At 49.2% G+C, this 19,289-nt stretch carries 19 protein-coding genes; 7 read left to right on the plus strand and 12 right to left on the minus strand.

Features of this window, described 5'->3' with window-relative positions; all coding sequences use genetic code 11:
* Positions 1 to 86: 86 nt before the first annotated feature.
* The gene (locus tag AC3WRW_RS30820; RefSeq protein WP_492550035.1) at positions 87 to 359 is read left to right on the plus strand and encodes a YjcN family protein; all 273 of its coding nucleotides are present in this window, start codon (positions 87 to 89) and stop codon (positions 357 to 359) included.
* A 417-nt stretch (positions 360 to 776) separates the two neighbouring features.
* Here the strand turns inward: AC3WRW_RS30820 and AC3WRW_RS30825 are convergent, their stop codons facing one another.
* The 5 genes from AC3WRW_RS30825 to AC3WRW_RS30845 form a co-directional block, all read right to left on the minus strand.
* Positions 777 to 2,576 (minus strand): CBM96 family carbohydrate-binding protein, encoded by a 1,800-nt coding sequence (locus tag AC3WRW_RS30825; RefSeq protein WP_492550036.1) that lies wholly within the window; start codon positions 2,574 to 2,576, stop codon positions 777 to 779.
* A 189-nt stretch (positions 2,577 to 2,765) separates the two neighbouring features.
* The gene (locus AC3WRW_RS30830) at positions 2,766 to 3,611 is read right to left on the minus strand and encodes an AraC family transcriptional regulator (protein WP_492550037.1); all 846 of its coding nucleotides are present in this window, start codon (positions 3,609 to 3,611) and stop codon (positions 2,766 to 2,768) included.
* 219 nt (positions 3,612 to 3,830) lie between these two features.
* The gene (gene tatA, locus AC3WRW_RS30835; protein ID WP_167063262.1) at positions 3,831 to 4,043 is read right to left on the minus strand and encodes a twin-arginine translocase TatA/TatE family subunit; all 213 of its coding nucleotides are present in this window, start codon (positions 4,041 to 4,043) and stop codon (positions 3,831 to 3,833) included.
* Positions 4,044 to 4,064: 21 nt separating this feature from the next.
* Positions 4,065 to 4,625: a RidA family protein gene (locus AC3WRW_RS30840; RefSeq protein WP_492550038.1), complete on the minus strand. Its 561-nt coding sequence runs from the start codon at positions 4,623 to 4,625 to the stop codon at positions 4,065 to 4,067.
* A 20-nt stretch (positions 4,626 to 4,645) separates the two neighbouring features.
* A complete protein-coding gene (locus tag AC3WRW_RS30845; RefSeq protein WP_492550039.1) occupies positions 4,646 to 6,253 on the minus strand; it encodes a flavin monoamine oxidase family protein in 1,608 nt (535 codons plus the stop codon).
* A gap of 230 nt (positions 6,254 to 6,483) precedes the next feature.
* Here AC3WRW_RS30845 and AC3WRW_RS30850 point away from each other — a divergent pair, with 230 nt between their 5' ends.
* The 4 genes from AC3WRW_RS30850 (at position 6,484) to AC3WRW_RS30865 (ending at position 9,194) form a co-directional block, all read left to right on the plus strand.
* Positions 6,484 to 6,720 carry a MerR family transcriptional regulator gene (locus AC3WRW_RS30850; protein WP_492550050.1) on the plus strand — a complete coding sequence of 79 codons (237 nt, stop codon included), beginning with the start codon at positions 6,484 to 6,486 and terminating at the stop codon, positions 6,718 to 6,720.
* A 28-nt stretch (positions 6,721 to 6,748) separates the two neighbouring features.
* Positions 6,749 to 7,507 carry a twin-arginine translocase subunit TatC gene (tatC, locus tag AC3WRW_RS30855; protein WP_492550040.1) on the plus strand — a complete coding sequence of 253 codons (759 nt, stop codon included), beginning with the start codon at positions 6,749 to 6,751 and terminating at the stop codon, positions 7,505 to 7,507.
* A gap of 86 nt (positions 7,508 to 7,593) precedes the next feature.
* Complete coding sequence (locus AC3WRW_RS30860; protein WP_492550041.1) at positions 7,594 to 8,481, plus strand: LysR family transcriptional regulator; 888 nt, start codon at positions 7,594 to 7,596, stop codon at positions 8,479 to 8,481.
* 293 nt (positions 8,482 to 8,774) lie between these two features.
* On the plus strand, positions 8,775 to 9,194 hold the full coding sequence (locus AC3WRW_RS30865) for a phage lytic cycle repressor MrpR family protein (RefSeq protein WP_492550051.1): 420 nt from the start codon (positions 8,775 to 8,777) through the stop codon (positions 9,192 to 9,194).
* Between the two features lie 284 nt (positions 9,195 to 9,478).
* Here AC3WRW_RS30865 and AC3WRW_RS30870 read toward each other — a convergent pair whose 3' ends face one another.
* The 6 genes from AC3WRW_RS30870 to AC3WRW_RS30895 are packed head-to-tail and all read right to left on the minus strand — an operon-like array spanning position 9,479 to position 15,371.
* Positions 9,479 to 10,444 carry an ROK family protein gene (locus tag AC3WRW_RS30870; RefSeq protein WP_492550042.1) on the minus strand — a complete coding sequence of 322 codons (966 nt, stop codon included), beginning with the start codon at positions 10,442 to 10,444 and terminating at the stop codon, positions 9,479 to 9,481.
* 15 nt (positions 10,445 to 10,459) lie between these two features.
* On the minus strand, positions 10,460 to 11,134 hold the full coding sequence (locus AC3WRW_RS30875; RefSeq protein WP_492550052.1) for an N-acetylmannosamine-6-phosphate 2-epimerase: 675 nt from the start codon (positions 11,132 to 11,134) through the stop codon (positions 10,460 to 10,462).
* Positions 11,134 to 12,060: a dihydrodipicolinate synthase family protein gene (locus AC3WRW_RS30880; RefSeq protein ID WP_492550043.1), complete on the minus strand. Its 927-nt coding sequence runs from the start codon at positions 12,058 to 12,060 to the stop codon at positions 11,134 to 11,136. Before AC3WRW_RS30880 ends, AC3WRW_RS30875 begins: the two co-directional genes overlap by 1 nt.
* A 48-nt stretch (positions 12,061 to 12,108) precedes the next feature.
* Entirely contained in the window at positions 12,109 to 13,002 is an 894-nt protein-coding gene (locus tag AC3WRW_RS30885; protein WP_492550044.1) for a carbohydrate ABC transporter permease, read from the minus strand.
* Positions 13,003 to 13,011: 9 nt separating this feature from the next.
* Complete coding sequence (locus AC3WRW_RS30890) at positions 13,012 to 13,929, minus strand: carbohydrate ABC transporter permease (protein WP_492550045.1); 918 nt, start codon at positions 13,927 to 13,929, stop codon at positions 13,012 to 13,014.
* 56 nt (positions 13,930 to 13,985) lie between these two features.
* The gene (locus AC3WRW_RS30895; RefSeq protein WP_492550046.1) at positions 13,986 to 15,371 is read right to left on the minus strand and encodes an ABC transporter substrate-binding protein; all 1,386 of its coding nucleotides are present in this window, start codon (positions 15,369 to 15,371) and stop codon (positions 13,986 to 13,988) included.
* A gap of 220 nt (positions 15,372 to 15,591) precedes the next feature.
* Here AC3WRW_RS30895 and AC3WRW_RS30900 point away from each other — a divergent pair, with 220 nt between their 5' ends.
* Both AC3WRW_RS30900 and AC3WRW_RS30905 read left to right on the plus strand, forming a co-directional pair.
* Positions 15,592 to 17,238, plus strand: a complete 1,647-nt coding sequence (locus AC3WRW_RS30900; protein ID WP_492550047.1) for a response regulator — start codon at positions 15,592 to 15,594, stop codon at positions 17,236 to 17,238.
* A complete protein-coding gene (locus AC3WRW_RS30905) occupies positions 17,239 to 19,047 on the plus strand; it encodes a cache domain-containing sensor histidine kinase (RefSeq protein WP_492550048.1) in 1,809 nt (602 codons plus the stop codon).
* 25 nt (positions 19,048 to 19,072) lie between these two features.
* On the opposite strand, the gene AC3WRW_RS30910 is transcribed toward AC3WRW_RS30905, so the two are convergent.
* Positions 19,073 to 19,289 (minus strand): hypothetical protein (locus tag AC3WRW_RS30910; RefSeq protein ID WP_492550049.1); only part of this gene is annotated, 217 nt, incomplete at its 5' end.

The following is a 19,289-nucleotide window of genomic DNA, read 5'->3' on the forward strand; positions in this document are numbered from 1 at the left end:
TGTTTAACGTCAGTTAAATGATCATTACATTTATCCTTTTGTTAATCGTATTTTCTTTCAAAACTTTAAGAATGGAGTTGATAATGATGCGCAAAAAAAGCCGAGTAATTTTTGTAACAATTTTAGGATTAGTTTTGCTATTTATCTTTTTGCCTTCTCCTACCGCAAATATTGCCGTAAGAAAACACATTTTATTTACTGGGCATCCATTACTTGCTTTTACAACTGAATTGGTGAATCAAGGTAATAAGGGTTCCGATGGATACCTGTTCTATGCTGGTGATCTAAGCTCAAGTTATATCTATGTTTCACAATCAAATTTTGGATGGACTTTCAATAAATCAGGGACAGGGCCTTAGAAAAAATAATCTTGTCACGACTTATAACGATGAAAAGGAAATGAGTCAATAAACCTATTTAAATTCATTAGCACAAAAAAGGTGCGGGCATATTAAATCCCCACACCTTTTTCTGAAGAGCGACCGACTTATCACTGTGGTCTTTCTCTAAACTCGTAAGGTACTCCGACAGAATGCTATTAACATTTCAGAGCACCAATGACTTTCACGGGTATAGGTCAGATATGCTGTCGAGCCAACTAGACGCCATGCATTTTCATGATGTCGGATTAGGAACGTCAGCTTCTTCGAGAGTCCGTCAATCACATCTTTCTTTTACATAGTATGCCTGTTCATACTCCGGTTAGAAAATGCGTGCTTAGCTGGGCACACAAAAGCCACAAAAGAAGCCCCAAACCAGGGGCCCCCACTTCCACGCTATTTATTGACATTGGCGTTATACAAATTGCCTCCGCCCGTACGGGTATCGTTCTTTGCCGTCGTGCCGGTTGCAGCGCTTGTCGCAAAAACAACGTAACCCGCAGAGTTATCCAAATTGACAGTGTTATTGTTAAAAGCATTGTTCGTTCCCGTTGCATAGTCGGTGCCGTGAGTCCGAACTTGGAACGCGTCTAGGATGTTCGAGTTGCCGTTCCGGTAGCCTTGATTATAGCGCACAATTGTATTTACGCCTTTGATGTCGATAAAGCTGTCGGCGCTGTTCTCTCCGCTGATTCCGGTCCCGTTAAATGTGCAATACTCAATAATCGTTCCGCTCGCGCCTTCTTTAACGTCAATGTGTTCGGCGGTAATGCCACCGTTAAAATTCGTGTGCGAAATTATATTGCCTGTCACGACATGCTCATAATTCGAGCTGGAATCAGAGCCTACATACGCACCCTCTCCGTAGCCTGCCTGATACTTACCTGTGTCGTAGATTAAGGAATACTCCAAGGTGTTGTAGGAGCTGCCGTCACGGAAATGCACGCCTTCGTCTCCGACGTTATGAACCTCGATATTGTTCAGCAAATTGCGGTTGCCGTTGTCGATGATGATTCCTTTTTGCGCATTCGTGATTGCAAGATCGCGAATTTGCCAGTAATCGCCTGTCAGATGAATGCCATACGAGCCATCGTTCACATTCACGCCTTTGAGAATGGCGGGATTCGCGGCATCGCAGCTTTTCAAAACGATCGGGTTCGCGGATGTCCCGTTTTTATCAGAGAAGAACAAGCCTTGCCCGCCCGGGTCGCCGCTCGTCGATCGATCGCCTGTGTATGTACCCGGCGCAATGGAAATGATGGTGCCTGCGGTGGCGTTCTTCATTGCATTTTGGATAGCCGCTGTCGTATTCAATGCATTCGTACAGCTTGACGGAGATGTTCCCGCATTCGTTGTGGCATTAATCGTGCTGCTCTGCGCAGAAACATTTCCGGCTGCATCCTTAGCTTTGACATAATAGCTGTAAGTTGTCGATGCGCTCAATCCGGTATCGCTGGTCGAGGTGCCGCTCACACTTTTCAGCAATGCCCCGTTGCGGTACACATCATAGCCCGTCACGCCTACATTGTCGGTAGATGCGTTCCAGCTTAAATTGATTTGCGAGGAAGATGCCGCTGTGCCCGTCAATCCCGACGGGGCTGTCGGCGCTTGGGTATCTCCGCCTGTTCCCCCGCCGCTAACGACGACAAGCTGCGGTTTATTGGAGGCATTTTCACTGCTGTTAAGCGTTGTGTACTTGCCGACGCTCTCCTGAAGCGCGAAAGAAACAACGCCATCCCCTGATGCTTGCGCCGCTACATAAGAAGTCACATCGATTTCGTTATACGTGTCAGTCGTATTGATCGAAACGCTGCCAGCCGAGCTGCCTACAGACGGCCTATTATTCCAAGTAAGCGTTGACTGCGTCCAATTGTCCGCCGTTTGGTACGCGGAAAGCACGGTCGTCGAAGACGCACTGCCGTAAACACGCAATTTAGCGCTTGTTACACCGCTCAAGCCGTTTAGATTAAATTTCAGATACGCATAGCGGGAAGCGCTTTCATCATTTTTGACATACAAAGAGGTCGCCGTTCCGTAATTGGAATCCGCATTACTTTGATGAACATAAGTGTCGTCACTCGGACTAAGCGTCGAGGTTGCCGCACCCGCCACAGCCGGCAGCGCCATCATCAGCAAGGATGAAAGCAGTGCCGCGGCCCACGCCTTCCCCGCACTTTTTTGAAGCCTTTTCACCATACAATCATTCCTCCAAAAAGTAGAATTGGTTGCCGTTGCCCGGCAGATCAACAGTTATCAGATTCGCACACCCCTCCTTTTCTACACACTTCGCCACAAATTTGGCAACGCTTACAATATAAAGTATATAGGATGGCCATTTTGCTATGTGTCCCTCTATTGCCAGGAAGTTGCACTGTATTGCTGTCTTTACAGCTGTAGACGATACATTTTCGGGGTCATGCCGAGCACCGTTTTGAATACCCTGCAGAAATAAGAAGCATTTAGAAAGCCGACCTCCTGCGCGATGAAGCTGGCCGTTTTGTTTGTTGTTTCAAGCAGGTAACAAGCTTCCTTCAACCTTCGCGCCACGATAAATTCCGTAATGGAGCTGCCCATGGATTGTCGAAATGTATGAGACAAATAGTATGTCGACAGATGCAAATCCTCCGACATCCGGTTCAAGTCAAATTTTTCTTTAAAGTGCAGCTCAATCCAGTCGATCATCTGCACAGCGGTGTGGGAATATCGCGTTTTCAGCTTGTCTTCGAACCCGCTATAGAACGCTTTTTCATACGGTTCAAGCCCTTGAATAATAGCCAATAAACATAAAACGAACTCTTCGTGCTGTTTATGAACGGGAATGCGCGTCAATTTCTGATGCAAACGCTCGAATAATGCTTCCACATGCTGCTGCTTCGCTAAGGCTTGACATTGCAAAGGCTGCTTCCAGAGCATGTTAAACCGGCTGCGAATTCCGCTGAAAGCCTGCAGCGCAGCGTCCAGCTTGTAGGGATCAAACATGAGTACGGTACGGACGAAAGGCCCCTTCATATGAATCCGGTGCAATTGAAAGGGCTGAAACAGAATCAGCGTGCCGGGCTCAACGGCAAACACCTGCTTATTGACCTCAATACGACCCTCACCTTCATAGACATACAAAAATTCCATGCTTGGGTGAGCATGATGAATCTCCCAAGTGTGCTTAGGGCTGGACTTGCAATGGTTCAGATGATAAGGTTCCTTTCTAACGTCGACATTCGTGCTTAGCTTCAATCGCGATCCCTCCAATGAATGGAATGAAATGGCAGTATAATTCGTGAGCACACTATACCACATCCTTCTGTCAAATAATTGTGTTAAAGCAAGGCGTGGCAGTGTTTTTTATAGGCTCCCTCCCCCCTTCCGTCCGTCTAAAAAAATAGAAAAAACCCGTAAGCTGCGCTCCTCACAAACGGAATCGCAGGTACAGGTTTTGGTTATTCATGCTCCAAATTAAGCTTTCGCCTTATCCAGCCGTTTATCATCCGGCTCGATATGGTCCGCCGATTCTTTGCCGTCGGAAACCAGTTCCCTGGCCGAGCTCTTGAATTCGTGCAGCGTGCGGCCGACAGCCCGGCCAAGCTCCGGAAGCTTGGATGGGCCGAAGAGCACCAGCACAACGACTAAGATTAACATGAGACCTGGGAATCCAATATTTTGCAGCATAAAATCATCAACTCCGTTTCATTAGTCTTGGTTATGATGCTTCGGATATACCGCTACAGCTTCGATTTCGATGAGCCAGTCTGAACTGACGAGGCCCGCTACGCCAACCGTGGAACGCGCCGGTTTAACAGGATTCGCTTCCGTGCCGAAAAATTGCGCATAAGCATCAAACCAGCCTTGATAGTCGAACTTATTGTCTTTGGCTGCATCGGCTGTTACATATACGCGCAAATAAGTCACATCGGCCAGCGACAATCCCTTGTCCTTTAACTGCTTCTCAATTTCCTTTAAAATACCGATGCCTTGCGTCTTGGTATCCCCATACCGCTCATAAACCGTTTTGCCCTCTTTATTAAGAACCGGCGGTACGGTTCCGCTTGTGAATAAATACGAGGATCCCGATGGAACGGACACGCCTGCCGAGATCGAGGAGGCCGGATTGCCGTAGAACTCAACCTCATGGATCGGCTCCGATGCATATTTGTTCGTCTTTTCGGCTCCTGCCGCATAAGCGCTGACACAGATGAGGCATGAACCTATCGCAGCAGCAGCTATCGTTTTCACTTTTTTAGTTAAGATCATCGTTCATCGCTCCTCTTCGTCTACTCTTTCATGACGCGCTCATGAATCTCGGTGACCACTTTTCTTGCCGATTCAATAGCTCCTGCCTGCCAAGCGGTAATATAGCTGATATGCTCCCCGGCCAAGTAAATGCGGCCATCCGGCTTGCATAAGGTCGGATAATAGTTTTTACGGTCATCCGCCGTATACGAAGCCCATCCGCCAAGATTGTACTTGATCCGCTTCCAGTCGACGGAGAAGGAGGCTTCGAATTCTTTGTGATATTGCGGATGAATCTTCGCCCCTTGGCTTAGAGCGTAATCCTCCCTTTGGGCAGGCGTCATTTTACCAAGCTTGTCGGCGTTGCCACCGAAGGCGTAGTAGCCTAAGAGCAGGCCCTTCTTGGCAAAATAATCGGTCGGCGGGTAATAAATACTGGAGATATCCATATTCGTCAGCGTGCTGCCTCCGTAAATTTGCTCATCTTCCTCCCAGAACCGGCGCTTGAATTGGAGACCGATTTTACCCGCAGAGGCATAAGCGATTTTGGCGATGGCCGTCGACATTTCCGCGGAGAAATCAGCCTTAATATCTTTAAGAACAGGGAGAGGAATGGTACAGATGCAGAAGTCTCCTGTAACTTCTTTGCTTGCGCCCGTGTTCAAATCTTTGTACAGAATGCGCACGCCTTCCGATGACTGTTTAATTTCTTGAACCTCGGCATGGAACTCAATTTTATCGCCGACACGCTTCTCAAAAGCTTTCGCGATCATATCCATCCCCCCAACCGGGTGGAACATCATCATTTGCTGATCATACGAATATTCGCTGCTAAAAAATTGCCCGAAACCAGAGTTGATGATGGCTTTTAAGCTGAATGGATCCCTCCGAACGCCTGCGTCAAATTTGCCCCCCGGCTCCTCGTTATATCCGGCCCGCTCCGAGCCTTTATAGAACAGATCCGCACTCAAATCCCCTTCGGCTTTCAAATAAGTGACGAGCTTCGCTTTTTCTTCCGTCGTTAGCGGGAGGTCCAGCGCCTTTTGATTCACGGCTTTAGCCAGCATTTCGGCCACATAGCCTTTAACGTCCGCTTTCGCTTGGCGCTTCGGAATTTTCACGCCTGACAGCTCGCCGACATTCTCGTTATAGTAGTACCCGCTTTCGTTCACATTGTTAAAAGGCTCGATGGCAACGCCAAATTTGCGGGCATAGTCCAGCGTTACGTGAAATTGCGGGATACGCATCGGCCCGGCGTTAAAATACATGCCATTATCGAAACGGGCCACTTGCTTCGTTCCCCCTACCTCCGCAACCGCCGTTCCTCTGCGGACCGACCACGCTCTACCGCCAACTCGAGCTCTAGCTTCTAAAATGGTGCATTGATACCCCGCATTTCCGAGTTCATAGGCAGCCGTTAAACCGGCTATCCCTCCGCCGAGAATGATGACTTTCTTGCCGTTGCGATTCGTCGATGTCAGATCCCAACCTGAAGGGGGCGTATAATCGGCCGCTTTCATCGTCTCCGGGGATAACAAACCTAACGTTCCCATCACGCTGAAAAGTGCGGCTGAACCTCCTACCTTTCCGACTGTAGTCAAAAATTGTCTGCGCGTAATGTGCTCTTCTTTGATCGGTGTCTTCTCCATGCTCCCATCTCCTCGTTCATGTTTGGATAAACCGCACATTAAACATATCAATGGCAAACGGTTACGTCATTATTTTATGTAAGATAACATTACATAATTTTTACTTATACCCAGATAAAAATGGATTATTTGATCCGTTTTTGCTGGATATGATAGAGTTTACTTATGTTAACGTCACGTACATGTTAATTTAACTAACATTAATTGGAGGTTGGATAATCATGATGTTGATGACGAAGATGACGCAAAAAAAAGTAATTCAAATCGGTGTCGTTAGTGAATTAACCGGATTATCGGAAAGGCAAATTCGCTACTACGAGGATAGGAAACTCATTTTTCCGGAGAGAAGCAAAGGGGGCGTTCGCAAATATTCCTTCGAGGATATTGAAATGATTATGGATATACATACCAAAATGACAAACGGCTTCCACACCGTCGAGCTCAAGCGCATGCTGGCAGGTTCGTAAGCAAAACAAAGAGTTGGAGGCGGCGTCTATGCAAATCAAAGAAACGATGCTACTGATGGATCATTTGTCCGAGCTCCGTACCCGCATCATTCGGGTCTTGATCGTTCTTGTTCTGACGATGATCGGCGGCTTTTTCGCAGCCCAGAAAATTCTCCTGTACTTCAAAGAAACACCTCCTGCGTCTACCATGAGCTGGCACGTGTTCTCTCCTATGGATGGCATTCGCATCTATATGATGATTGCGTTCGTGATTTCACTTACGATTACGCTGCCTTTTATCCTTTTTCAGGCATGGGGGTTCGTAAAAGAAGGTCTTACCAAAGAAGAACAAAGCGCCACACTCCGCTATATTCCCTATACTTTCCTTTGTTTTACGATCGGGCTTTCCTTTGCCTACTTTGTCGTCTTCCCCATGTGCATGGCCTTCACGATTCGCATCACGGACAATCTTGGATTGACCCAGACCTACGGGGTTGCCCAATATTTCGGCTTTATGCTAAACATCGTGCTGCCGTTATCCATCGCTTTCGAATTGCCAATCGTCGTGATGTTTCTGACCCGCATCAAGTTGCTGAACCCGAAGCTGCTGCACAAATTTCGCAGGTACGCCTATCTCTTGCTCGTCATCACAGCCAGCCTCATATCGCCGCCTGACCTTATTTCTCATCTGATGGTCGCCGTGCCTTTGTTTGCATTATATGAAATCAGCGTAGTGCTTTCCCGCTTCGTTGTTAACGCACAAATTCGCGAGAGCAGCAAACTGAACGCGGAAGTCTCGTCCTGCTAAAATAGGCCTTCGCTATCATTGCCTTCCCCTAAGGTATTGGGATATATTTACACCAGTATATCTATCCTTCAAGGGCAGGGTGAACTATGCGGATCGAACAACTGCTGTATGTGATCGAGATCAACCAAGCAGGGTCTATTTCCTTGGCAGCCGAAAAGCTGCACGTTTCCCAACCGAACATCTCCCAAGCCATCGTCTCGCTGGAGGAAGAGCTTGGTGTCAAGCTTTTTAACCGTTCGCGCTTTGGCGCCGTACCGACTGAAGAAGGCAAGAGGATCATCAGCAAAGCTGAAGAAATTATTAGCAAAGTAGAGGAACTCCGGGAATCCGTCGGCCATCATGCCAGGGAGCTTTCCGGGCTCCTCTCCATTGCTTCTGTGCCAAGCTTGTGTTTGAGCGTGCTCCCCGCAACGTTAGCGATTTTCAAAGAAAAACACCCATTAGTAGAGCTCGAAATGCTGGAGCTTGATTATGAGCAAATTAAACAGGAAGTGCTTTCCGGAAACGTTGATATGGGCTTAATCGCTGTGCCAAAGCACCATGAAGAGCCGAATCATCAGCTGGCCGTAGAAAAGCTAATGGACAACAGAGTCATGGCCTGCGTAGGCAAAAATTCTCCCTTCGCTCACCGGACAACCATCTCCACCATGGAACTGGTGAACCAGCCCATCCTTCTAAATTCCGATTACTTGATTGAGAAGTTAAGAAAGCACGGAGAGCCTAATATTTTGTTCAAGCTGGGAAATTCGGAGGCGGCAAAACGCATGATCGCCGAAGGCATCGCGATTGGCTTTTACACAGAGCTCGGCTTGAAATATGACCCCTACATCCTCACAGGCAGCACAGTGGCGCTCGACATTACCGGAGAAGACATGGAAGTGTCCTTCTGCTCCATACGAATAAAGAACCGGCACCAGTCCATCGCATCCAAAGAGTTTGCCAAACAATTAAAAGCTGTTATTGCGACAAGTTGATATTGCTCACCACGACGCTCTCCCTCCTCTCACCCTCATCCATAAAGTTATCATCCCAATTCATCATGGATTGGGCTTTGCCCGCTTGTTTTTAAGAAATTTATTATTTTTGTAATTTGTCATAATCCTCCCCCTTCCCCACATAGGATATATGGTTGCTCATCACTGAAAGCCACATGAAACTTTTACAGAAAATCATGACTTACTATGGGAAGGGAAGTTGATTTCAAATTCTTACTCTAGAGAAAATTGAACGTATCGAAGCCGGTTGTACGAATCCGCAAGACGCTATCATTATCCGCCTGCTCGCCGAGGGCATCGAATCTCATGAAATTGTTTATTTGAAAAAGAGCGCCTTAGATTCAAAAAAATGCTTGCTCACGGTCACGGATGCCTATGGGGCAAAAAGACAAGTCCGCATCTCCAGAAGATGCGCCGAATTGTATCAATCCGCATTGGAACAAACCAAATATGTCGTCAATTGCGGCCATCCAACGAAACAAAAGACAGTCGATCTGCGGGCAAGCGACGATCTGATTAAAGTGAGCATGCACGATTTTATCGCGAATCGATGCCTGATTACACAGATGGATTGCGTCATTTTACGGACGATCTATATGCGCCTTCGGCAGTTAGCTGAGCAGTTCGCAACGCCGGAGCTTACATATTTAACGACGACCAAACTTGAGATTAAACAGTTTGCACATGCATAAGCGGAACGAAGGGGTTCCTACCAAGAAGGCGGAGTAAGATAACTGGAAAATCTCCCTTTAAATCGCTCGAAAGATAGCCTCGCAAGGAAATAAAAGGAAAACTCCCGTTAATGTGACCCCATTCTGAGAATTCTCATGGAATCGGCGCAAATAGAGGGAGTTTTTCCAGTTAATTGGATATTACAAACTCCCACAGTCCCAATAGAGGGAATTTTCCCCTTATCCATAAACGCAAGAGGCCGCCTTCAAGTAGAATCATCTACTCAAGGCAGCCTCTTGCTATTTCACCTTGCATACTCCCATACCTGCAATGCAGCGCCAATCATCCCGCTCCAGTTCCCGCGATAGGCCTTCTCAATCCTGACGCCATCATGCATGGAAGGCATAGTCCTGGCAGCCATTTCTTTCCTGATGCCCTCCAGGAATTCATCGCCCGCCTCGGCCACACCGCCGCCAATAATAATCAGTTCAGGATTAAAAATATGAACAAGCGACGCCATCGCCGTACCCAGTGCTGCGATCGTTTCCTCCATGACTTCGGCAGCCAACCTGTCGCCAGACTGCCAGCGCGAGAACACTTCCCGCGAGTCGATAGTTACAGGAGCCATCCCCGCTGCAGCCAGCCTCTCGGCCATTCTTCGGGCAATGTTGGTGCCCGACGCATATTGCTCCAGGCAGCCTCTGCCCCCGCATAGGCAGGGAGTTCCCCGCCAGTCCACCGAAAGATGGCCTAGCTCCCCGCCTGCGCCCCAGCAGCCGTGTACGAGCTGCCCATCAACGACAACGGCTCCGCCTACGCCGGTGCCCAGCGCTACGCACAGGAAATGCTTAACCCCTTTGCCTGCGCCAAGGTGTTTCTCCGTCAGAGCCAAGACATTCACGTCATTATCGACTGTGACAGGCATCTGAAACTGCGCCTGCAGCAGCGCCTGCAGCGGCGTCCCGGCATAGCCCGGGAGCAGCTCGGAGGCGGACCGCACTTGCCCGGCCGACCAATCGATTTGTCCTGCGCTGCCGACGCCAATTCCTTTGTAACGCATATCAGGGTTGACCGCCTCAACCTCTGAGAGCAGCTTCTGAATCGTCTGTGTGACGCGATTCGCGGTGTTCACTTGCCCGGCCATCGTAGCCAAACTGACCGTATGCAAGACGTCCCCGCATGAGCTGACAACGCCGGCGTTCATTTTCGTGCCGCCGATGTCGACACCGATTGCATAATCCGAATCGGGATCAAATATCGCTGACTTCATGGAATCCTCCCCGCCCTAGCTCATCGCCTTGATGTATCGGGCCGCAATCAATTGCGGCCGGGTAATCGCGCTGCCGACTACGACATTGGCCGCTCCGTAATCCAGCGCTTTCGCCGCCTCTTCGGGCGTCCAGATACGCCCTTCTGCGACAACCGGGACCTTGACGGCCCTGCTCAGCTGCCGCAGCAGCTCAAAATCCGGCTCATGAGATTGCCGGCTGTAGGAGGTATACCCCGAGAGCGTGGTGCCGATGAAATCCACACCGAGCCGCTCTGCGGCCATTCCCTCTTCCAGCGTGGAAATGTCCGCCATGACCGCTGCGCCCATCTTATGCGCGAGGGCAATCAATGGCTGGACGGCCTCCAGACGGTCCTCGCGATCCGTCACGTCAAGCGCTACGACGTCTGCGCCGGCCAAAACAATTGCAGTCACTTCGTTCATCGTTGGCGTTATGAAAATCTCCGAGCCTGCGATATCGCGTTTGATAAGTCCGATGACCGGCACGGATACTTCCTGCTTAATGGCCAGAATGTCCGCTACGCCGTTCGTCCGGATGCCGACCGCACCGGCTTCCACGGCGGCTCTGGCCATTTTGGCCATCGTATCTCCGCCTCGCAGAGGCTCGTGAGGAAGCGCCTGGCAAGATACGATCAGCCCTCTCCTGCGAAATAGATCGCCTGATCGCTGCATCACAGCCCGGCTCCTTTCGCTTGCGCAGCAAAGCTTAGAATTCGCTCGTTCAATGCATGAATACGCGATAAATCCTTTTCGGCGACCGGCAGCAGCGGCAATCTCGGTTCGCCCGTGTCATAACCGCGCAGCTTCAAAATCGCTTTGCAAGCGCCATATAAAGACGGGAATGATAATAAGTCCACGATCAATTCATTCACAATAAACTGCCATTTCTGTGCCTCGGCTATCAGCCCTTGCGCGTAACAGCTCTCTATGCGGAGAAAGAGCTCCGGCATGACCCCGTAGGTACCGCCGATCCCGCCGTCCGCGCCAATGCTTCTTCCGGCCAAATACTGTTCGTCCGGCCCGTTTAAGACGAGAAAATCTGTGCCTCCGGCCGCTTTGAACTGCTGAAGCTCGAACGTGCTCTCGGCGGATATTTTGACGCCGATGACTTTCTCTTGAGCCGCCATTTTGCACAGCAAGCTCACGGACAGCTGAAATCCCGTCGTTTGCGGAATATGGTAGATGATGAAAGGCAAATCCGTACTGTCGATAATGGCCTGCCAATGCGCCTCTACGCTTGGCGCCGGCAAACGGTAATAGATCGCCGGGACGGCTGAAACCGCATGCGCCCCGACGTTCTCCGCATGAATGGCAAGCTCAACGCTGTCACGTGTGGCAGGAGCGCCGACATGGGCGATGATCGTCAGCTCATCGCCAACTTCGCTGATAACGGCCTCCAGCATACGTTTGCGCTCTGTCACAGACTGGAGCATCCCTTCGCCGGAGCTGCCGCCTACATACAAGCCATTGACGCCTGATTCAGCGTAATATCTGGCTAACCGGCGAGCGGCCTCCACATCAATTTCACCCGATGCGTCGTAACAGGAATACATCGCAATCGTAATCCCTCTAAACTTATCTAAATTATAGGATTTCATGCTGCATTTACCTCCGTTTTTGTAGGCTTATTTATGTAACGCCATTCTTTAACCTTTTACAGCTCCCATCGTAATCCCTTGCGTAAATGCTTTCTGGAACACTAGGAAAATGGCAATCATAGGAACCGAGGCCAGCGCAGCTCCTGCCATAAGAACGCCGTAGTTGGTCATAAATTCGCTCTGCGTCGTCATCATAGACACACCAAGCGGCAATGTCATCATCGTAGTCGAGCGGATCATAATCAGTTGACTGAAATAATCGTTCCAAGAGGCGATAAATGTGAATATAGCAAGCGCCCCCAGAGCGGGCTTAAGCAATGGCAAAATAATGGTGGAGAACAAACGGATCTCCGAACAGCCGTCCATTTTAGCCGCCTCCATCAACTCTCCCGGAATCGTCTGAGCGAACTGCTTCATCAGGAATACGCCGAACGGCCAACCGATCGCCGGCAAAATAAGCCCGTAATACGTATTCACCCACCCGAAATCCGCCAGCATCGTAAAAAGCGGAACGAGAATAACTTGCTTCGGCAGCGCCATCGCTGCGATGAACATCGTGAAAATAATTTTGCGCCCAGGAAAAAGCTTCTTCGCAAGCACATAGCCGGCTGTCGAGGAAACGAGACAAACCGCAATCATTTCCACAACCGAGATGATGAAGCTGTTCAGCGTCCAACGCCAGATCGGATTTTTAAACAATTCCAGCCAATTGCTGAGCGTCGGATTCAGCGGGAACCATTCCGGCGGGATCGCCGTGGCAACCGTCTGTATTTTGAACGCGCCGGTCATGATCCAATAGAATGGAAATATAAACACAATCGTAGAAAGAACCAACAAAATGGCAGAGACTACTTTCGTCAGCGTCCATTTTCGTTTTATGCCGGAATGACGATGTTTACTGACACTGCCGGGGTGTGCGTGTACATGTGCATTTGCTGTCATGGTGACCTCCTAGTACTCAACATCGCTGCCAAAATATTTGAACTGAATCGTGGATATGATTCCGATTACGATCGCTAGTATGATGCCCATTGCGGAAGCAAGACCGAAATGCCCGAGCAGAAATGCTTGCTCATACACGCCATACATGACGGTTGAGGTGCTGTAAACCGGACCGCCTGAGGTCAATAGCTGAATTAAAGCGAAACACTGAAAGGTGTTAATCGTCGTAATAACAATGACATAAAGATTCGTCGGCATGAGCATAGGCCACACGATTTTGATGAAAATTTGCCAAGGCGTTGCGCGATCGATTTCCGCAGCTTCGATATATGAGGTAGGAATGTTGCCTAGTGAAGCGACATACAGGATGATTGGCTGTCCGACAGATGTTGTAATCAAAACGGCAATAATCGCAAGCAGCGCCGTTCTTGTATCGCCAAGCCACGAAATCGGTTCGAAACCGAACAGTCCGGTGATATAGTTTAAAATTCCATAGTTGGGGTGATAAATCCAGCCCCATACGACCGTGATGCTGACAACCGAGGATACGGCAGGCAAATAAAAAACGCCACGGAAAAACGATCGGGAAAGCTCCTTCATTTTGTAAATATTAACGGCTACAAAGATGGAAAATACGATGACAATCGGCACGGCAATAACGACCAGCAGTATCGTATTTCGCATAGACTTTAGAAATGTTTCATTATGCATCAAGGACACATAGTTATCTAATCCGATATAATCAAAAGTTCTTAATGAGTAATCGAAAAAACTGATATAAATTCCTTTTAGCATCGGATATGCGACAAAAACCAGAAAAAATCCAAACGCTGGAAGTAAAAAGAGATAGCTCATCAGCCAGTCGCGCCGGACCATTTTTCTCGATTTGCTAACCGTTGCTTCCATTTCCTTTTCCCCATTTCTCATGTTTAGTGAAAGGAGCAGCGCCGCTTGCTGCGCTGCTCCTCCTGGCAACTGCCGCCTTATTTTGAAACTTGCGCTTTAGCCTTGGCAATCGCGTCGTTAGCTTTGGCCGCAAAAGCGTCCAACGCCTCTTTGCCTGTTGCCGTGCCTGTCAATGCGCGCTGCAGCTCAGGGAACCAGAACGTGCGGATTTCCGCATAGCCGTCTGCGATTGTCGGAGGATCTGTGATGAATTGACGCGCCAAATCCGCATATTTATACTCAGGGTCGTCATATAAGCCGGTTACGGACGTGCGTGCGGATAGACCGCCGGTCTGAATGACGTTCTTTTTGCCCCATACAGGATCATTCACAACGAAATCGATGAATTTCTTGGAAGCCGCAATTTTGTCGGCATTGCCGTTGTTGAAAATGGCAAGTCCGCCAAGGAACGGCTCCAGCTTAGGCTTCGATCCGTCCAGCGTCGGGAAAGGCAGCAAAATATCGTCAAACGGCACTTTTTTGTTCGCAACGTTTTGCGCTTTCAATACCGGCGAGTAGTTCAGGGTAAAGGCCAGTTTGCCTTGCAAGAACAAGTCGTTGACGTCAGAAGCGGCCAGGGAAGCTGCTCCTGCTACGCTGATTTTGTCTTTCGTTGCTTTTACGACCCAATCCAGCGCTTTACCGGCATTCTCGGTATTAATCGCCACTTTGGAGTTGTCCTCGGACAGGAAGCGGGAAACGCCCATGTTAGCCAAATAAGCGCGAGTGCCTTGATCGCCTGCCGTACTTTTCGCGAAGAAGCCGGTCGGAATGATTTCCGGCGCCTTCTCTTTGACAGCCTGCAGCGCTTTTTCGTATTCCGCTACCGTCCACGTTCTGTCCGGTCTGTTCAGCGGAAGCAAATCGACGGCACCGATTTTCTCAAACACCGTTTTGTTCACAGCCATCATGAACGGGCCGGTGTTCAGCGGATACATGACAATTTGATCGCCAACGGTGGATTGCTTCCAGAAAGCCGGAGCGATGTCATTCTTTACTTCAGGGGTAACCATGTCGTTTAAAGGTGCGAGCAGCTTCTTCTTGCCCCAGTCGATAATGCGTCCGGGAGCATCGTAGATGACGTCAGGCGCCGTGTTGGAGGCAATCGCAACATTGAGCTTCTGAGGGCCGCCGTCGAATGTAATCATTTCAAGATTGACTTTAATTTCGGGATACTTCTGGTTAAATGCCGCAATGATTTGTTTCTCGTATTTGCCGACTTCGCCATCCAACGTTTGGAAGTTGGGGAAGTTCCACCAAGTAATCTCAACAGGCTTTGCAGCCGCTTGCGTCGCTGCAGGCTTCGATGCATCCGGCGATGCCGCCGGTTGGCTTTGCGCCGAATTATTGGTGCATGCAACAAGCTGGGATCCTACCAGCGCGACGCCTAAAACTGTCAACAAGCCTTTTTTCATTGCTCTCATCTAAGTACCCCCATTATCGTTTTAGGAACAAATGAGTTCGCTTTCATTCCTTGCACTAAGCATAGAACATAACTATCCATGGCAAAATCCCACTGGTTTTACTTCTATGGTCGTATTCTGACCTGTTTGTTTTTCGACCTTTTTCAAACACGTTTTGTAGCGATTTTAGTATATAATTTAGGAAAAGAACAGATCAGGCCATAATCTTTCGGGGGATATCATGTATAAACTACTCATTGTCGAGGATGAACCGCTCATTCGCACAGGCCTCAAGCACTATTTTGACTGGCAGGATCTTCATATCACTTCTATCTTCGAAGCTGACAACGGGATTAACGGCTTAAACATAGCGCTGCAGGAACAGCCCCATCTCATTATTACAGATATCCGCATGCCGGAGATGGATGGGCTGGAGATGATCGAGCAATTGCGCTCCCGGCTTCCTGAAACGGTTTTTGTCATTTTGACAGGTTTTAATGAGTTCGCCTATGCGCAGCAAGCTATTCGGTTGGGAGGCGTACATGCCTTTTTGCTTAAACCGCTCGAGTACGAAGAAAGTTTGGCAACGATCCAAAGCTGCATGCAGGAAGTCGTCGCGAAGCACAAGAAGCGTGAGACTCACTCGGAAATGGTCCAGGAAAGCAAGCTGTTCAAGGGCAGCGAATGGATTCGGCTCCTGCTGGAGGAGCCTGATCAGGCCGTGGCCGATGAGGGGCTGCTGCGGCAACTTTTTGAATACGAAAGCGAAAGCTGCCGGTATCAACCTTTTGTCATTACGTGGATGCCTATGAATGCTGCTGCACCGCTTGCCAAGAGCGAGATCAAACAGTTGTCCGCCACGCTGATCGATCATGCGGTAACATCGCTGTACCGGCCTGACGCGCCACGTCAACTTCTTACGTACACGTTCAAATCCAAATTATACGGAATTGCCGTGCTGAATACCCCGTTCGCAGAGGCCGCTCAAGATTTCGCGCTTCAACAGCAAGAGCGCCTTATGAAGCAAGCCGGAGCAAGGCTGCAAACCACCTTCTTTATGGCGATCGGGGCATCAACGGACAGGCTGTCAGACATCGGCCATTTGCTGCAGGGGACGGATAAGGCATTGTGGTCGCGTTATTATCAATCTGACCGCCATCTGTTCCTCGCAGCTGCTGCTTGCGAAACTGTATATCCAGCCAAAGCATCTCCCCTACGATTGAATGATCAGGATAGGAAGCAGCTCTATGAAAGCTTGGAGAGCGCTAACGAGCGGGAACTCAAGCAGCTCCTGCAGCGCTTTGCGAAGGACAAACTGGAGCATATGCCGCATATTGCGCCCTCGCGCTGGCTTGCCTTTTTGCAGGAATTAATCGGACTCTGCCTTGATTTTGCCAATAAACACAGCATCCCTTTTGAAAGCGTCTACAGCGACAAATTGTTAAGTCTTGCCTTCGTGGACGATTTCCCCACGCTTGAGGCGCTCTTCAACTGGCTCGGCGATTGGATGGTGCAGCTGGCGACGATATCACGGGACGGTTCGCTGTCTGATCAGCAGCAGGACGTGCTCATTTTTGAACACATCGCCTCCTTCATTAAACAGAACATTGCCGAAGACGTGACGCTGCAAATGGTAGCCGACCGCTTCTTCTACAATCCTTCTTACTTAAGCCGCCTGTTCAAAAGAAAGCTGGACAAAAATTACATGCGTTTTGTTACGGAAATCCGCATCGCATACGCTCAGGAGCTCTTAAAAAAGCCCGACTATTTAATCACCGACATCTGTACGATGTGCGGCTACAAGAGCTACAAACATTTCGTCAAAACCTTTGGCATCATCGCCCAAATGACACCCACCGAATATCGCAAAAAATGGGGTTGGTCCTAAATGTCGAACTGGAAACAGCTGACCCGGCAATTCCGGATGAAGCACGTCAATCATCAAATTTTCGTACTGATGATCCTGATTATTACGATACCCTTATTGATCATTTCGGTTATCATCTATTTATTTTCCATACAGGCCGTCAAAAATGAGTACCAAAGCAGCTCCAACTTAATTCTTACGAATTTGTCCTTCAACATTGATCAGTACCTGCAGAGCATCGAAAAAGGTACGCTGAATGCGCAAATGGACGGACAGCTCCAAACTGCGCTGGAGCATTGGACATTAGCCGGCGAAGACAACGGCAACGATCAGATGATTGTGTACGGCAACACGATCGAGCATTTTATCAGTTCCATCGAGATGACCATCAAGAACGTGGACAGCGTTCAAATTTACGCAGGCTCACGAATGTTCTACTCGACGAATTTCAATCGTTCGGATTACGATGTGAAGGATTTTACGCATGAAGACTGGTATGTGCAAACACAGCAAAAAGCCGGCGGCATCGTGCTATTCGGCGCGCATCTTCCCTTTCATCGAGTGAACGCCAAGGAATCCGTCATTTCCATCGCCAGAGTCATTAACAAAGTGGGCAGCAAGCAGCCAATTGGCGTCATGCTGATCGACATCCGTTTGGATTCCTTGCGGGAAATTTTGAAACTGTCGGAGAACCGCCAACGCTCTTTTCTTATCATTGACGACAAAGGCGGCATCATTTACAATTCCGACCGCAACCAATCGATGTCTAATGTATCGGCAACGCTGAAGGATCGGGCCATTCAATCCGTCCTGGAGCACGATTCCGGCAGCTTCTATGCCAATTTTTCCGGCGTTGATTCGTATATTAACTTTGTCACTTCTTCGTATTCCGGCTGGAAAGTCATTCAATATATCGACGAGAAGGAAATGACCAAGCAAGCCAACATTTTGATCAAAATTGTTCTTGCCTTAGCCATCCTCTCCCTTGGCACAGCGCTACTCTTCATGTTCATCCTGTCCGCTCGGGTGACCAAACCGATCATCCTGCTTAGCAGGCAGGTCAAATTGGTCGGGCTAGGGAAATTCGACGTCGATTTGAGCAGCGACCGGCAGGATGAATTCGGCGTCTTGTACCAGGGCATCCGCAAAATGGTGGAGGATCTACAGAGCTATATCGAGCGCTCGGCCACGGCGAAGGTGCAGCAAAAAATAGCTCAATTCGGAGCCTTAAAAAGCCAAATTAATCCGCATTTTCTAGCCAATGTGCTCGAATCCATTCAAATGAAGGCGATTATCAACGGACAGCGGGATATCAGTGAAATGGTCGGCATGATCGGACGTCTGTTCCGCATCCATATTCAGACCGGCAAAGAGACGGTGACGCTGCGGGAAGAGCTGGAGCATATCCGGTTATATGTGAAAATTCAACAGCTTCGCTTCGGCGATAAAATTCAGTACACCGAGCGGCTTGCGGAGGACAGCGCCGGGCTGCAAGTGATTCATTTCTCCCTTCAGCCCCTGATCGAGAATGCGATCGTACATGGATTGGAACGTTCAAAAGGGCCCGGTTTGCTTGAGGTGTCTACCGTCAAATCGGGCAACGACATGCTCATTATGATTAAGGACAATGGCGTGGGCATGGACGAGGAAAAGCTGCAGCGCTTGCAACTCAGGCTCGCCCAGCCTTCCGACACGTTAGACGAAGCCCATATCGGGATTAAAAACGTTCATGATCGTATCTGCTTCTATTTTGGCGAGCAGTACGGCCTCACTTTGTCCAGCCAGTTGGGAGAAGGCACGACGGTGATTATTCGTCTTCCGATGAAATAATCGGGAGGGAACTCCGTTCCCTTATTTAGGCGTAAAACGGAGTTTCGGGGCGTGGAGGGGAACTGCAGGGACTTGTTTCGCCTCCATCCTCCGGCTGCGTGTCCAGTGCCGCGAAATAGCGGACCCTCGTTCCCTCTCTTTCGCCTAATGGGCTGTTTTCTACAGAATAGTCGAGTAGGCGGGGCCTTTCCGTCTTGGATTGTGCCCCTTGCCCCTCACAGATCCGTACGTGCCCAATTAAG

It is taken from the genome of Paenibacillus sp. FW126-R14, from assembly GCF_058789495.1.